Genomic DNA, 14,614 nt, shown 5'->3' on the forward strand with positions numbered 1-14,614 from the left:
TGGCTGCGAGCTCCGAACGAGATGTCGCGCTCAGCGCACGTCCGGCGCCGTCTGACGCAACAACCAGAGTCGCGATGATGCTAAGGCCAATGTCGCGATGCCGCTCAGCCCCACCGTGACGGCCGCCGATCCAGGCAGATCGATGAAGGCCGGCGACAGGATCGCCAATGCCGATGCCAAGACCAGAATATATTCTTCCCAAGCTTCGAACGCCCTCAGGGCTGCCACACTGGTGACAGCGATGACCGCCCCCAGCACGCCGGCCGTCCGCGTTGCGACGTTTGTGACGGGACCTCCGAAGCCGAGCACCCAGGGCGACGAGAACAGGAAGGCCCCGACAATCAAATTCGCGACGTCGCACCAGGACCCGTTCGAGAACGCTCCGCTCGCCGCACTCCTGAACGACGTGTGATCGAAACGCTTCAAGGCCGGTGCATGCCCGCCGGCTCGGTGAGTACGCCACGTATTGCTTTCAACCGTCATTGAGCTTCCCTCCGGGTCGTTGCGGCAGGACTTTGCGGCAAGGCATATGCGACGACGGCATCACCGATCGGCGTTTCCATGAAATGGTGGCCGCCCGCCATGATGACGAGATACTGACGCCCGTCTGCCTCGTAGGTCATTGGCGTCGCCTGGCCGCCCGCCGGAAGGGTGTCGCTCCAGACCGTCTTCCCGGTCCTGATATCGATCGCGCGGATCAGGTTGTCGGTCGCGGCGGCAATGAACACCAGTCCTCCTGCTGTCACGACCGAGCCGCCATTGTTGGGCGTTCCGATGCGGATGGGCAGCATCGACGGGATGCCGAACGGTCCGTTGGTCCGGGCCAAGCCCAGGGGTCGGTCCCACAACGTCTTTCCAGACTTCAGATCGATGGCGCGGATGCCGCCGTAAGGTGGCTGCTTGCAGAGCATGCCCGTGAAAGGCAGACGCCAGCCGGCGTTGACGTTGATGGCGTACGGTGCACCCTGCTGTGGATCCCCGGCCCCTTCCGGACCTCCGATCGTCCCGCGCGCCTGCTCCCGCGGAGCCCAGCCGCGCCGATTGGCCTCGTCGCGCGGAACCAGCCTGTTATAGTTCGGCATGTCGTTGTAGTTGGCAACGAGGATGCCGCGGACCGGATCGAGCGCAACACCGCCCCAATCCGAGCCGCCGTTGTAGCCGGGATACTCGATCCAGTGCCGTGTGGCGCTCGGCGGCGTGAACATCCCCTGATAGTCGGCGCGCCTGAACTGAATGCGGCACACCATCTGATCGATGGGAGAAATGCCCCACATGTCGCGTTCGGTGAGATCGGGCCGACGAAGCGTGTGGTAGGAGGAAAACGGCTGCGTTTTGGCACGCTCCTTCGGCTCGACGCCGCCTTGTGGCACGGGGCGCTCCTCCACGCCGACCAGCGGCTCGCCGGTCCGGCGGTCCAGCACGAAGATGTCTCCTCGCTTGCTGGGCAGAACAAGGGCGGGAACAGACTGGCCCGTCTTGTCGGGGAACTCGGCCAGCGTGGCCTGAGAGCCGAGATCGTAGTCCCAGACGTCATTGTGAACGGTCTGGAAGTGCCAGGCCGGCTTGCCCGACGTCACATCGATAGCCACGAGCGACGTGGCATATTGTTTTTCGACCTCCGAGCGGCTGCCGCTCCAATAATCGACCGCCGAGACCCCGAGCGGTAGATAGACCAGCCCAAGCTGTTCGTCGCCAGACGCGGTCGTCCACATGTTGGGCGTGCCGCGGCTATAGGTCTCGCCGAGGGCCGGCGGCGCAGCTCCATCCGGCCTCGCCATGTCCCAGGCCCAGCGCAGCTTGCCCGAGATCGCATCGTAGCCCTGGATGACGCCTGACGGAGCATCGCGCTTCTGTCCATCGAGGATCTGATGTCCTACCACGACGACGCCGCGAACGATGGTCGGCGGCGACGTGATCGAGTACATGCCGGGATCATGCCGCCCGATCCCCGTCGCCGTGTCGACCTGACCTCCGTAGCCGAACGACATGCAAGGTTTACCGGATTCGGCGTCGACGGCGACAAGACGTCCATCCAGCGTTCCTTCGAACACCCGTGTCGCGCAAAGCTGCGCGGGATCGGCATCCGGCACCGCAAAGTACGTGACGCCGCGACAGGCGGCCGTATAGGGAATGAACGCGTCAGGAACGCGAGGATCGTAGCGCCAGCGCTGCTTTCCGGTCGACGCCTCGACGGCGATCAGAATGTTCTTGGGCGTGCAGACATACAGCAGGTTGCCGACCTTCAACGGAGTCGTCTCGGCGCCATAGTTGTTTTGCGTTTCGTCGGATGGCAGATCACCGGTGTGGAACACCCATGCTCTGGTCAGTTGGCTCACGTTCTTGGGGTTGATCTGGTCAAGCGGCGAATAGCGTCGTGCGCTGTAGCTCCTGCCATAGGCGGGCCAGTCCGCGCCTGCCTTGAGCGGTGAAGGATCGTTCATGGCAGAGCTGGCCGCCATGCTGGCCGCCATCCCTGGCACCGATACGGCAGCCGCAGCATTCGAGGACACGAACATCAGATAGCCCGTTCCCACCAGCATCAGCGTGCCCACTGCGATCGTGGCCGGGAGCTCGAACGCATGGCGGTAGGCGCGCAATGTCGGCGCCAGGAGGATGACGCAGATCAGCAACACGGCAGGACCGACCGTCCTGGGCACCAATGCCCATCCGTCCGACCCGACCTCCCACCACGCCCAGGCGACCGTGACGAGAAACAGCAACGAGTACAGCCACGCGCCCTCGGCACGGCGGCGCGCCAGCAAATAGCCGGACAGGATCAGGGCTATACCGGAGGGAAGATAATAGAACGAGCCGCCAAGGGCGATGAGCCAGGCGCCGCCGATGGCGAGCACGATCCCGATGACGATCATCACGGCGCCCAGGAGGAGCGCCATCCAGTCAGCTGCCGACCTGCTACGCCACATGTTCGTTCTCGCTGTCTATCGGATTTGAAAAGCAGCTGTGGCAGCGGAGCCGGAGCGGCTGCACGCCGCTCCGGCTCGTCGTCGCTCACATGTTGCTCGGGTACTTGAACGACGGGGCGGCCTTCAGCTGCTCTGCCGTCGTGTCCATCGAGGCATGCCACCGCTTGTCGCTCTGATCATATTTGATCTTGATCGCGGACGGACGCACGGCGACGTACTGATCGCCGATGCCGAGAAAGCCGCCGACCGACAGAATGTAGCCATCGACGCCATTCTCGTTGAAGGCGATATCCTTGATGGTGCCGATGTTCTGCTTGGCCATGTTGTAGACGTCGAGTCCGATCACCCGCGATCCGAGCCCGTCCTTGGCCGGCACGGATGTGAAGGCCCCGCCGGGAGCTGCATCCGGCGCGGAGCCCGCCGATGCCGCGGTGTTCGCTCCGACCGTCGCGGGTTCGTCCATCGCATTCGCTCCGACGAACACCATGATCGGATTGCCCGAACTGTCCTTCGCCTGGATGACGGTCGGGGCGGAGATCACCTTCACGTTCGTGAAGCCGGATTGCTGGAGGTTGGCGACGATGTCCTGGCGACCGCTCTGATTTGCGGCCGGTGCTTGCGATGCCGTCTCTGCAAACGCTGCGGTCGATGCCAAGGCTGTCATGGCTGTCAGCGCGAGCGCTGTCGTCAGATTTCGCATGGGATATACCTTCTTGAAGTAGGTGTTCGATCTCGAGCGACCGTCGATGTGATGAGGAAGATTTCCTCTCCTCACGATCGCGTCGCGGTTTACGGACAGGGATGGCGCTGTCCGTCATAGCCGAGATAGGTGCCCGAGCTCGGGTCGTAGGACCTGTAGCGCTGGGAACAATAGGCGTCGGTCTCTGCCGCCTGCGCGCGGCTGTTGGCGATGGCTCCACCGATCACCGCGCCCGCTGCCAGACCGCCGATCGCCGGTCCCCAGCCGTAACCGCGTCCATATCCGTGATGGTAGCCGTATCCCCGGTGACCGTAGCGCCAGCCGCCGCCGCGCCAGCGCGCTTCGATCACGTTCGTCGCACTGACGCTGCTTCCGGCTGCGATCGGTGCCTTGGGGGAGATGACGGTCGCCGCGGACGCCATGTCGGCGCCCGAGAGGATCGCCACGAACGCAACAGCTGCGACTGGAACTGCGTTTCTGATGGGCATGGAGTTCTCCTTCGTTTCGATTTGCGAAGGACCAATCCGCGCCAGCTGCCCGAGTTCTCCTGAAGTGTACCGCTGCGTACCATGCGGGCTACCGTGCATCAGCGGCAATCTGTCGCGATCATCAGCTTATTTGGCGAGATCGCCGAGCCATCCCTGCGACACGCCATAACGCACGATGTCGGCTCTGGTGGACAGGCCGAGCTTCTCTATCGCCCTCGATTTGTGCGTCTCGATCGTCTTCACGCTGACGTCCAGGCGTCCGGCGATTTCCTTGTTGCTGAAGCCCTGCGCGATGAAGCGCAGCACTTCGGTCTCGCGCGGCGTCAGCTCGTGTTGAGACGCCTTGCCCGGATGAGACTCGTCAACTCTTGAAGCCGGCAGCACCTTCTCCGCGACAGCGGGATCGAGATAGACGCCGCCCTCCGCAATCGCCCTGATTGCGCGCACCAGGTCTTCTGCCGCGGAGCGCTTGAGCAGATAGCCACGCACACCGGCCTGCATCATCGGCTCGACATAGGCGCGATCCTCGTGGACCGTCAGCGCCAGCATCCGCACCGAGGGCACCTTGTCCGCAATCCGATGCGCCAGCGCGATGCCGCCGATGACGGGAAGCGAAATGTCCAGAACCGCGATATCCGGTGTTTCACGCGCGATGAGTTCAAGCGCGGTCTCGGCATCCGTGGCTTCGCCGACGACCTCCATGTCGCCGACGCGCTCCAGGAGCGCCTTCATCCCTGCGAGCACGAGAGGATGATCATCCGCGAGCGTGATCCGGATCGGCGTCAAGATCTCAGACTCCCGTTGATCACCGGCACCGTCATGAAGAGGGTCGTTCCGTGCCGGGGCTCGGTTTCGATCGCGAGCGTTCCTCCCAGGAGTGATATTCTCTCTTCGATGAACGAGAGCCCCAGCCTCTGGCTTGCGCCGTCAGGACTGGCGCGGCGGCTGGGATCAAATCCCTTGCCATCGTCTTCGACGATGACGCGGAGCTCTTCTTCGCGCCGGTCCAGCACGACGCTGACATGCCGCGCGTCCGCATGCTTTGCCACATTGGTCAGGGCTTCCTGAATAGCGCGATAGATCGCGCTCTCGACCTCCGGCGGAAGCCGGCCCGCTCGTCCCAACGTCTGGACATCGGTGCTCACGCCGAATCGTCGCGACCATTCCGAACAGAACGCTTCCACCGCCTTGTACAATCCCAAATCGTCCAGCGCGGCGGGACGAAGATCCGCAGCGATCTGATGGATGTCACGCCCGATGTCGCTCGCGAGCGCCTGCAACGCGTGCAGACTGTCGAGCTGCGCGGCCTGCCCGGGGAGTTGCGCGATCGCCTGCTCGACGTTCTTGAGGCCAAATAGCAGGCCGGTCACGGTCTGGCCGATCTGATCGTGCAATTCGCGCGACAGGCGCTTGCGCTCATCCTCTTCCGCCTTGCCCAGTCGTCTCAGCAGACGCTGCCGGTCGAGCTCCGCGCGCTTGCTGTCGTTGATGTCGACGAGAACGGCGACCACGACCTCACCGCCCGTATCCGGCCGCTGCGAGCAGCGGCCGTTCACACGCAGCCAGCGCGCCGGTGGCGTCGCCGTTCTGAAGTCCACCGTGACGGCCTCGTCTCCACGACAATGCAGCAGTGCGTTCCTGACCGCAGCACGGTCGGCCGGCTCGATGGCTTCGACAACGCGATCGAGGGCGAGCGTCAGGTCCTCATGGCCGGCCTCGTCGCTGAGTTGCAGCATCTGAAGGGTTCGCCCGGAGGCAATGACGTCACCCGTCGACACGGTCAGACTGAAGACGCCGAGGTCCGCGGCATCGACCATGATGCGTCGGCGCTCTTCACTGGCCTTCAGGGCCAGCGCCGCCTGAGCCTCCTGCTCCAGACGCCGCTGCGAGATATCGCGAGCAGTGAACCACACGAGCGCCATGCCCAGCGTCAAACTGACCGCTCCTCCACTGGCAAGGACGAAGGCCGATCGGCGAACCGGCGCATCAAGCTGATCTGTCGGGATTCCGAGATGAACCGACCAGCCGCTGGTGCCCGGCAGCTCCTTGAAAATCGAATCGACGCGGGCGCCTTCCGGGGTCGTGGCCGTGTAGTTTCCTTCCGATCCTTCCGAGATCGCCTGCCGGACGGCGGCGCCGGCCGGCCTTCCGAGCTCGAACGGTTCGCCGATTGTCCGCGCGACGATGTTGCCCTTTGCGTCGACGACGACACCGACCCACCCGGGTGGAGCGCCGGCGCCCTTCAAGATCTGGCTCACCGCATCCGGCACGAGGGCGACCGTCAGCACGAATTTCAGCTCACCGTGCCGTTCGACCGGCGCCCTGAGCGCAACGAGCCGTTTGCCGGAAATGGGGCCGATCGGGCCGATGCCGCCGATCGCCGCCTTGCGGGTCGCCAATATCCGTTCGAAGTTCTCGCGGTCTGCCGTGGCTCCGAGGTCGGCCCCGATGGGCCGCAGCAGATTGAGCACCTGATTGCCTTTGGGGTCGACGAGCTCAATCGTCTCCCAGAGCGGCCTTGCCTGCTTGATGCGAATCGCTTCGATGTAGAACGAGTCTAGATCCGGCGCATCCAGGCTCGCAGAGGTGGCGAGCGTCTCCGCAATCTCCACCTGAAGGCCCAGCTCGGATGACAGACGGCCGACGACGCGGTTGAGCGTCTCGAGTGCAGCGAGGCGCGAATCGGTTCGCGCCTGGCGGGCGTTCAGGAAGACCACCCAGCCAGCAAACAGGATCAGGGGAATTGCGGCGGCCATGACCAGGAGCACCAGGGACCGCCGGGCGGCACTCGCTTTCTGACTGGTCAATCTATCCCTCAAAAACCAAGTTCTCTCCGGGTCAGGTTTTTCCTGACGGCGCCTCACCGTCAGCCCGACTGGGATGAGCGTCCTGCACTCACCATCAATAGTCAAATGGCGATGGTGAGGACGGTGGACATGCTGAAAACCGACACGATAGACGATCGCGCGTGGACCCCGCGACCACCGCGAACCATCAACGACCAGGGATTGCTCTGCTCAGATCCGCAGGAGACAGGCAACGCGCTGCTCAGCAGGCTTTCGCGCCGCTCGCGCCAGAACCTGCTCGAGCGCTGCGAGAACGTCGATCTCGCGGCCAGAATGCATCTTCAGGATCGTGGGGTTCCCATTCAGTATGCCTATTTTATCGAATCAGGCGCTGCCTCTGTGAGCACCAGGGCCGGGGACTGTCTGCAAGTCGAAATTCAGACCTTGGGCAAGAAAGACTTTGTCGGTATTCCGCTGATTCTCGGCATGCGCATTTCACCACATACGTGCACTGTGCAAGTGCCGGGAACCGCGCTGCGTATTCGCGCGGAGGCGCTGATTCATGTGATGACCACGGACCGCGAAGTCGAAAAGATGCTGCTGCGGTATGTCCAGGCGACCCTCATCCAGAGTTCCCAGCTCGTGGCCTGCAATTCGCGACACAGCCTGAATCAGCGCGTCGCGCGATGGCTGCTGGTCGCCAGGGACCGGACGGACAGCCCTGAGATCGGCATCACCCACCGCTCGATCGCCCAGGCGCTCGGCGTGCGGCGGGCGAGCATCACCGACACGTTCGCCGAAATGGAGGCTGCCGGGCTCATCCGCCGCAGCCGCAAGCACATTGCGATCACCAACGAGGCCTGCATGGCGGAACTGAGCTGCAACTGCCATCGCGTGATCCAGGCTGCCCACGAGAACTCCCTGTTCGGAAATCCCGGTCTGCACATCGAGCGGCGGTGACCTTCGGGGGACCACCTGGGACTTTCGCGAGGAACGAACGATCTCCCGACGGCATTCCTTGAGACGATGCTGCCGGTCCGCCCGAGCAGGCACGGCTGGTCTGGACGGCTGCGTGCGGTCGAGCATCAGGTCCAGCTCCGCATCGCGACGCCCGACAAAGCAGTGAGAGCGACTTGGCGTTTTCCCTCCTGGACCTGAGCGCGATCCTGCTGGTACTCTCGGCGCTGTTCGGCTGGCTAAATCAGAAGTACAGCCCGCTGCCGCACACGATCGGCCTGCTGTTGATGAGTGTCGTGGTCTCCGGCATTCTGGTGCTGGTCGACGTCGCCGCGCCGTCGCATCACCTGTTCGCGCCCCTGACGAACGCGCTGCTCCAGATCGACTTCTCCTCGGTCGTCATGAACGGGATGCTCGGCTTTCTCCTGTTCGCCGGCTCGCTGCACGTCGACCTCAAGCAGCTCAGGCGCCGGGCTGTTCCGGTGATCACTCTGGCCCTGCTTGGTACGGGCATCTCGACCGTCGTGGTTGGCTTCGGCTTCTACGGCGCGTGCACGGCCATCGGCCTGCCGATCTCACTCGCCTGGTCGCTGGTGTTCGGCGCCCTCATCAGTCCCACCGATCCCGTGGCGGTTCTGAGCACGCTCAAGAACATCCGTGTCCCGCCGGACCTCGAGATCGAGATGCAGGGCGAGTCGCTCTTCAACGACGGCATCGGGATCGTCCTGTTCACCATTCTGCTTCGCTATGCCACGGGAGGTGGCGATGTCGGTGCTGCCGACATTGGCCGGTTGCTGCTGTTCGAAGCCGGGGGCGGAATTCTCCTGGGCCTTGTGGGCGGCTACATTGCCTACAGGGCCATGCACGCGATCGATGACTATGCGATCGAGGTTCTGCTGTCCTTGGCGCTCGTCACCTCCGTCTACGCGGTTGCCTTGCGGCTCCGTTGCAGCGCGCCGCTCGCGGTGGTCGCTGCCGGATTGCTGATCGGAGATCGCGGCCCGCGATACGCCATGAGCGAGCAGACCCAGCGTTATTTGTTCGGCCTGTGGACCCTGATCGACGAGATCCTGAATTCGGTCTCTTCCTGCTGATCGGCCTGGAGGTCCTTCTGCTCCGCTTCGGCACACTGGCGTTGCTGGGAGCCGCAACCGCGATCCCGATCGTGCTGCTAGGCCGGCTGACCGCCGTCAGCCTTCCGCTGCTGTTCCTGGCGCGGACCACCCTCGTCTCGGCCCACAACATCCCCTTCCTGACCTGGGCGGGTGTTCGAGGCGGAATCTCCGTAGCGCTCGCGCTGTCGCTTCCGGAAGGAGAGGCCAAGGCTCCCATTCTCGCAGCCACCTATGCGGTCGTCGTGTTCAGCGTGATCGTCCAAGGATCGACGCTCGGCCTCGTCGCCAAGCGGACGTTGTCGCTGTCGGGCAAGAAGGATTGACTGTAAGGGGGCGCTTCCCTGCTCCGTGCAATCTTCAGCGATGACCGAGCGGCCGGCCAGCCAGACGAGCAGTTCACACAACGACGGTATCGCTGTCGACACGTGGCGGCGCGGGCCACGCTGAAGCGTGTGACCCGCGCCAGATCGGCCTCGGATGAATGATCCGACTACTTGCTGCTCTGGCCGCTGCCGTTCTGCATGCTGCTGGAGCCGCCGCCCGAATGCGCCGCACCGCTGGCGCTGCCGGTGGTCTGGCTCTGCGGGCTGATCTCGCTGAACATGGTCAGCGAGTGCGGCCCGATCACCATCGTCACCGGATCGTTGTTGCTGTCCTTGGCGCTCACGATGAACGAACCCGGCACCACGTTGATGTCGGTGAAGCCCTGCTTCTGCAGCTTCTGCTTGATCTCCTGCGGAATCGGCTGCGACGCCGAATTGCTCGCCTGACTGTTCTGGGTTGCGGCATGAGAGCGGCTGCCCTGGGCGATTGCCGGAGCCTGAGACGCAGCGAGAACCAACAACGACGATGCGATGAGCCGTACAAGCATTCCATATCCTCCTGGATTGACTTGTGATGCAGACCTTGAACCGAAGCGGGTGACGAAGGTTCGACGCATTCAAAGGCGCTCCGTACGCTCTCGTACTCTGATTGCCGGCGTCCCTTCCGATCGCGCGTTTCTCACGTCCTTCGCGCTCTGACCGACTTGGCTGGCCTCGCCGGCAGCGTCCTCCAGATCGCGAGCACCGGAATGGCCGGCAGGGCCGATGGCGGAACCTTCCTGGAGAGGAACCATTGACAGGCGGCGGATCAACGCCCTCCGCCCGGCCTTGCTGACGCGTCATCGCCAGCGAGGGCCTCTGACACGCGCATCGAGGATCCATGACCGCACGTTTCCGCAAGATGCTCGACGATCTCGCAGAGACGTTCTGGCTGGTGCCGGCCCTGATCGTCCTGCTTGGTATCGGCATCGCGTTTCTGGTGATCGAGATCGACCGCGGCACCATCGTTCCTGACTGGCTGCGCAACGAGTGGCTCTACAATGGCGGCGCGACCGGCGCCCGCACCCTTCTCGGCGCCATCGCGTCCTCGACGATCGGCGTCGCCGGCACGGTGTTCTCGATCATGATCGCGGCGCTGTCGCTCGCAGCCGGGCAGATGGGGCCGCGGCTGCTGCGCAACTTCACGCGCGATCGCGGCAACCAGATCACGCTCGGCGTCTTCCTCGCCACCTTCTGCTACGCGCTCATCGTGCTGCGGAGCGTGCGCACTCCGGCGGAAGGCGCGTTCGTGCCGCACCTCGCGACCACGATCGGCATCGTGCTCGCCTTTCTCTCCGTCGCCACGCTCGTCTATTTCGTCGGTCACATGTCCGGACGGATCAATGTCGACACCGTCATCGGCCTGGTCAGCGACGACGTGCAGGCCATGATCCACTCGCTGACCCGCGAGGACAGCCAACCTGCGCCTCCGCCTGCGCGTTTCTGGCAGCATGCCGTTCCGATCGTCGACGCGCGTCAGGGCTATCTGGTCCAGTTGGACGAGAGCGGACTGGCGACGTGGGCGTGCGAGCACGACACCGCTATCCATCTCCTCGTGCGGCCGGGCGATTACGTTTTTCCCGGCGCGCCGATCGCGATGGCGACCAGGACGCGCGATGGACTCGAGGAAGCGATCCGCGATGCGACAGCGCTCGGCCCGCAGCAGGTCACCTCGGCCGATCTCCGCTTCGCGGTTCGGCAACTCGTCGAGGTCGCGGTCCGTGCGCTGTCGCCGGGGATCAACGATCCGCATACGGCGATCACCGTCCTCGACCGGCTCGGCGCGGCCCTGTGCGAGATGCAGCCGCTGCGATTGCAGACGGGCGTCTGGATCAAGGATGGAAAACCCGCGCTGGTCGTTCCTCATCTCCGTTACGCTGAACTGGTCGCCGCCATGTTCGACATGATCCGGCAAAACGCGGCGGATGCATCTCCGGTGATGATCCGCATGATCGAGGTGATGATCCAGGTCGCGAGCTGCGAGCGCGACCCGCATCGGATCGCGTGTGTCCGCAAGCACGCCGATCTCGTTCTCGCGGACGCCGAGCGATGCATCCGCAATCCCAGCGATCTCGACGCCGTTCGCAGCCATCATCGCGTCTTCACTGCGGTCTGCGAAGATGGCCCGCTGGGCCGCTTCCGGAGTTGATACATTCTGGGCCAGCTCTGCGCCGTGATCATCTGCGATCGACGTTGTTTGCGTGGTGCGCCCGACAGAATGCGTGCGGTCGCGGACAATGTTTGAGCAAACGCGAGCCCAACGGGCGGCGGCCAAGGGAACCAGCACGTCGAAAGAACATTCCTTCCCTGCTCGTTAAAATCGCCGCTGCCGCACAGGCAGGCCAGAAAGCTTGGAAGCGTCGACTTGACCTCATCTCACAGCCAACCGCTCGGTCCGATCATTGTCCTCGTTGCAGCCGCCGCGGGCGTGCTGCTCGGGCTCGACTACTACTTCACCCCTCTGACGGGAATCACCGGTGCGCCGGGCGTGCTGCTCGTCATCGGCTCCAGCCTGGCCCTCGTCCTCGACGCCTTCATCCTCTGGTTCGGCGGGCGCGGATGGCTGTTCGGGGTGTTCTGGGCGCTCGGACTGCTCGGCGCGCTCGGTACGATCGTCGCCGCCTGGTTTCTGCACGCGTGGTGGCTGGCGGCCGCGATCGTCTTCGTCTTCGCCGGATTGATCGTGACACTTGCCGGTCCCTCCCATCCCCGGAGGGCCGCCGCATGACAATACGCACACTCCTCCGGTCCGCCCCGGCTGCGGCGCTTGGCCTGGCGCTACTGGTCGCACTTCCAGCTTCCATCGCCCAGAACGACACGAACAAGCCGGGCGCGACCTCGGGGGGCATCCCCGGCCAGGAACAGCATGGGCCGTCGGGCCCAGGCGCCGAGCCGCCGCGCGGCAATGTGGTCGCCCCGTCGTCTGCCCCGGCCAGCAGTCCGTCGTCGACCACCGACGCCGCCGCGCAGCAGCCTTCCGGCACTCTGCCCCCGCCGAAACAGGTCCCGCTCGTCCCGGCGCAGGCCACCTGGAATACATTCCACGGCCAGCTCAACGCGCAGAAATATTCTCCGCTGACCCAGATCACGGCCGACAACGTCAAGTCGCTGGTGAAGGTGTGGGAGTATCACACCGGCGACATGTCGGACGGTTCGGGCGACCGGCCGACCAGCGTCTGGTCCGCCACGCCCATTTTCGCCAACGACACGCTCTACATCGGCACGCCGTTCTATCGCGTGATTGCGCTCGACCCCGGCACCGGCAAGGTCAAATGGACCTTCGATTCCAAGTCGACGCTGAAGGCGCTGACGCAGCCGGCGCTGAAGAACCGCGGCGTCGCCTATTGGCAGTCGCCAAATCCCGTCGCCGGCCAGCCTTGCCAGAAGATCGTCTATCTCGGCACCATGGACGCGCAGCTGTTCGCGATGGACGCCGACACCGGCAAGCTCTGCCAAGGTTTCGCGAACAAGGGCGTCCTCAACGTCGATCAGTGGAACGACGTCAACAACAAATATCCGCTGTCGCTGCTGCAGCCGCCGACGGTGGCCGGCAATCACGTGATCATGGGCTGGGCCGGCAAGGACTGGGCCTATGCCGAAGCCCCTCCCGGCACCGTGTTCTCCGTCGATCCGCAGACCGGCCAGCGGCAATGGTCGTTCGCCGCGCTGCCGCCTGAGATCGCGCCGCGCACCGGCACCGCCAATGTCTGGACCGGCATGTCGGTCGACGAGGGCCTCGGCCTGGTCTATCTCCCGGTGTCCAGCCCCTCGCCCAACTACTGGGGCGGCAACCGCACCGAGAAGATTCCGCTCGCCACCTCGACCACGGCGCTCAACCTCGAGACCGGCGAGGTCGTCTGGTCGCGGCAATGGGTGCACCATGACATCTGGGACTACGACATCAACTCCGCGCCGACCCTGATGGACATCACCGTCAACGGCCAGCAGATCCCGGCCTTGATGCAGGCCACCAAGATGGGCTTCCTGTTCGTCGTCGATCGCCGCACCGGCAAGGACGTCTGGCCGATCGAGGAGCGCAAGGTGCCCGGCGGCGACGGTTCGATCCAGGGCGAAGTCTACGCGCCGACGCAGCCCTTCCCGACCAGGCCGGCGCCGCTGCTCGACCAGTCCAAGAAGCCCCCCATCTGGTGGGTCGCCGACGCTCTCGGGCTCGGCCAATGCTCGCGGCTCTGGAAGAGCCTCGACTACGCCGGCATGTACTCGCCGCCGACGCACAACAACAATGGCGTGCTCGCCTATCCCGACTCGGCCGGCGGCGTGCAATGGGGCGGCGTGGCGTTCGATCCCCGCGGCAAGACCGCGATCGTCAACTTCTCGCACGTGGTGCAGTCGATCAAGCTCTACCCAAGGAAGGAATATGAGCAGCTCGCCGGCGGCTCCGGCAACGAGCAGGGCTTCTATCCGCAGGAGGGCGCGCCCTACGGCATGTCGCTCGACAATGCGTTGAACTGGCTCGGCATGCCCTGCTGGGCCCCGCCGTTCGGCGAGATCGCCGCCATCGACATGTCTACCGGCGACATCAAGTGGCGCCGCCCGATCGGCGCGTCCCAGAAATGGGGCTTCTACATGCCGGAGTCGATGGGCTCGGTGACGATCGGCGGCCCCGCGGTCACGGCCGGCGGCGTGATCTTCATCGGCGCCTCGATGGATGCCAAGGTCCGGGCCTATGCGCTGGCCGACGGCAAGGAGCTGTGGTCCGACATCGTCCAGGCCCCCGCGGTCGCCAATCCCGCCGTCTACGAATACAAGGGCCGCGAATACGTCGCCTTCATCGCCGGCGGCAACACGATCCTCAAGGACCAGGTCGGCGATCAGGTCGCGGTCTATGCGCTGCCGAAGTCGTAGCTGGCCGCAGTCGCGCCCGGGATCATCGCCGCACGGCTGGCGTTCGCCCGCGTCCATCGTCATCGCGCCTCCGCGCCAGCGATGGACGGGACGAGACGGCGCCAATCGCGGGATCCCTGGGCAGCGCACCGCCACATCTCTCCACGTCTCAAACAGCAGGCATGGCTGAGCCGCCTCGCGGCTGCATGCGCCCGAGCTTTGCGATCAATCGACCTCTTCGTCGGAAGAAGAGGCGCAGGGAAGACCGGGTATCGGCTGACACCCGCGGTCCGCGTGCAGCAGAAAGCACGCGGCAGAACCACAGGTACAGCCCAATATCCGGCCTTCCCCGCGCAACGGTTTGACGGTTTATAGGCGCTCTCCCCGGGGACCGGCTTTTTGCCCCCGTCGCCAGCGGATCATCATCACCACCGGCT

General features: G+C 64.6%; 11 protein-coding genes and 1 pseudogene. 5 read left to right on the plus strand and 7 right to left on the minus strand.

What is annotated here, in order from left to right:
- Positions 1–30: 30 nt before the first annotated feature.
- From ACQR1B_RS30665 to ACQR1B_RS30690, 6 genes are all read right to left on the minus strand, one after another.
- On the minus strand, positions 31–483 hold the full coding sequence (locus ACQR1B_RS30665) for an SPW repeat domain-containing protein (protein WP_434836543.1): 453 nt from the start codon (positions 481–483) through the stop codon (positions 31–33).
- Positions 480–2,894, minus strand: a complete 2,415-nt coding sequence (locus tag ACQR1B_RS30670) for a membrane-bound PQQ-dependent dehydrogenase, glucose/quinate/shikimate family (RefSeq protein ID WP_434836542.1) — start codon at positions 2,892–2,894, stop codon at positions 480–482. Before ACQR1B_RS30670 ends, ACQR1B_RS30665 begins: the two co-directional genes overlap by 4 nt.
- 115 nt (positions 2,895–3,009) lie before the next feature.
- On the minus strand, positions 3,010–3,624 hold the full coding sequence (locus ACQR1B_RS30675; protein WP_434836541.1) for a PRC-barrel domain-containing protein: 615 nt from the start codon (positions 3,622–3,624) through the stop codon (positions 3,010–3,012).
- An 89-nt stretch (positions 3,625–3,713) separates the two neighbouring features.
- Positions 3,714–4,112, minus strand: coding sequence for a BA14K family protein (locus ACQR1B_RS30680; protein WP_434836540.1), 399 nt, complete (start codon positions 4,110–4,112; stop codon positions 3,714–3,716).
- Between the two features lie 126 nt (positions 4,113–4,238).
- Positions 4,239–4,898 carry a response regulator transcription factor gene (locus ACQR1B_RS30685; protein WP_434836539.1) on the minus strand — a complete coding sequence of 220 codons (660 nt, stop codon included), beginning with the start codon at positions 4,896–4,898 and terminating at the stop codon, positions 4,239–4,241.
- Complete coding sequence (locus tag ACQR1B_RS30690; protein WP_434871385.1) at positions 4,895–6,919, minus strand: ATP-binding protein; 2,025 nt, start codon at positions 6,917–6,919, stop codon at positions 4,895–4,897. Before ACQR1B_RS30690 ends, ACQR1B_RS30685 begins: the two co-directional genes overlap by 4 nt.
- A gap of 129 nt (positions 6,920–7,048) precedes the next feature.
- On the opposite strand from ACQR1B_RS30690, the gene ACQR1B_RS30695 reads away from it, so the two are divergent.
- Together ACQR1B_RS30695 and ACQR1B_RS30700 are read left to right on the plus strand one after the other, a co-directional pair.
- A complete protein-coding gene (locus ACQR1B_RS30695) occupies positions 7,049–7,858 on the plus strand; it encodes a Crp/Fnr family transcriptional regulator (RefSeq protein ID WP_009025836.1) in 810 nt (269 codons plus the stop codon).
- Between the two features lie 173 nt (positions 7,859–8,031).
- Positions 8,032–9,293 (plus strand): annotated as a pseudogene (locus ACQR1B_RS30700) (cation:proton antiporter).
- 167 nt (positions 9,294–9,460) lie between these two features.
- On the opposite strand, the gene ACQR1B_RS30705 reads toward ACQR1B_RS30700, so the two are convergent.
- Positions 9,461–9,841: a hypothetical protein gene (locus ACQR1B_RS30705; RefSeq protein ID WP_434836537.1), complete on the minus strand. Its 381-nt coding sequence runs from the start codon at positions 9,839–9,841 to the stop codon at positions 9,461–9,463.
- Between the two features lie 332 nt (positions 9,842–10,173).
- Between ACQR1B_RS30705 and ACQR1B_RS30710 the strand changes: the two genes are divergently transcribed.
- From ACQR1B_RS30710 to ACQR1B_RS30720, 3 genes are all read left to right on the plus strand, one after another.
- Entirely contained in the window at positions 10,174–11,481 is a 1,308-nt protein-coding gene (locus ACQR1B_RS30710) for a DUF2254 domain-containing protein (RefSeq protein ID WP_434836536.1), read from the plus strand.
- Positions 11,482–11,697: 216 nt separating this feature from the next.
- The gene (locus ACQR1B_RS30715; protein WP_434836535.1) at positions 11,698–12,060 is read left to right on the plus strand and encodes a hypothetical protein; all 363 of its coding nucleotides are present in this window, start codon (positions 11,698–11,700) and stop codon (positions 12,058–12,060) included.
- Positions 12,057–14,198 carry a pyrroloquinoline quinone-dependent dehydrogenase gene (locus tag ACQR1B_RS30720; protein WP_434836534.1) on the plus strand — a complete coding sequence of 714 codons (2,142 nt, stop codon included), beginning with the start codon at positions 12,057–12,059 and terminating at the stop codon, positions 14,196–14,198. Before ACQR1B_RS30715 ends, ACQR1B_RS30720 begins: the two co-directional genes overlap by 4 nt.
- The last annotated feature ends 416 nt before the right edge of the window (positions 14,199–14,614 follow it).

Source organism: Bradyrhizobium oligotrophicum (assembly GCF_051168495.1).
GTDB lineage: Bacteria > Pseudomonadota > Alphaproteobacteria > Rhizobiales > Xanthobacteraceae > Bradyrhizobium > Bradyrhizobium oligotrophicum_A.

Excerpts from the sequence above, each read along its gene's own strand:
- ACQR1B_RS30710 (WP_434836536.1), top strand. The coding sequence starts at position 10,174 with ATGACCGCACGTTTCCGCAAGATGCTCGACGATCTCGCAGAGACGTTC.
- ACQR1B_RS30720 (WP_434836534.1), top strand. The coding sequence starts at position 12,057 with ATGACAATACGCACACTCCTCCGGTCCGCCCCGGCTGCGGCGCTTGGC.
- ACQR1B_RS30705 (WP_434836537.1), bottom strand. The coding sequence starts at position 9,841 with ATGCTTGTACGGCTCATCGCATCGTCGTTGTTGGTTCTCGCTGCGTCT.
- ACQR1B_RS30670 (WP_434836542.1), bottom strand. The coding sequence starts at position 2,894 with ATGGCGCTCCTCCTGGGCGCCGTGATGATCGTCATCGGGATCGTGCTC.
- ACQR1B_RS30675 (WP_434836541.1), bottom strand. The coding sequence starts at position 3,624 with ATGCGAAATCTGACGACAGCGCTCGCGCTGACAGCCATGACAGCCTTG.
- ACQR1B_RS30665 (WP_434836543.1), bottom strand. The coding sequence starts at position 483 with ATGACGGTTGAAAGCAATACGTGGCGTACTCACCGAGCCGGCGGGCAT.
- ACQR1B_RS30680 (WP_434836540.1), bottom strand. The coding sequence starts at position 4,112 with ATGCCCATCAGAAACGCAGTTCCAGTCGCAGCTGTTGCGTTCGTGGCG.
- ACQR1B_RS30695 (WP_009025836.1), top strand. The coding sequence starts at position 7,049 with ATGCTGAAAACCGACACGATAGACGATCGCGCGTGGACCCCGCGACCA.